Raw genomic sequence first — 400 nt, forward strand, 5'->3', positions numbered from 1 at the left:
CCCCCCCCCCCCCCCCCCCCCCCCCCCCCCCCCCCCCCCCCCCCCCCCCCCCCCCCCCCCCCCCCCCCCCCCTTTTCTCTCCTCCCCCCCCCCCCCATATCCACACATGTCGTGGTTCGTCGGCAGCGTCAGATGTGTATAAGAGACAGGCCTCGATCTCTTTCAGGATATTGAGCATTTGGGTGGTAATCAGCGTACTGGCCGTAGCCAAATCGGCTTCCCTTTTCAAAAACCTGGCGCTTTTTTCTTTCCTGTCTCATATACACATCTACGAGCCCACGACACAGTACACATTATCGCGTTATCCGTCTGATTCTTGAAAACAGGGGGGGGGGGGGGGGGGGGGGGGGGGGGGGGGGGGGGGGGGGGGGGGGGGGGGGGGGGGGGGGGGGGGGGGGGG

The 400-nt window shown here is 67.5% G+C and carries 1 protein-coding gene; it reads left to right on the top strand.

Translation table 11 applies throughout. The features are described 5' to 3' along the window. A partial coding sequence (locus JHD69_RS20565; RefSeq protein ID WP_199142171.1) for a hypothetical protein occupies positions 1-320 on the top strand: 320 nt, incomplete at its 5' end. Positions 321-400 lie beyond the last annotated feature (80 nt).

The organism is Pedobacter sp. ASV12 (assembly GCF_016429155.1).
In the GTDB taxonomy this organism is placed as follows: domain Bacteria; phylum Bacteroidota; class Bacteroidia; order Sphingobacteriales; family Sphingobacteriaceae; genus Pedobacter.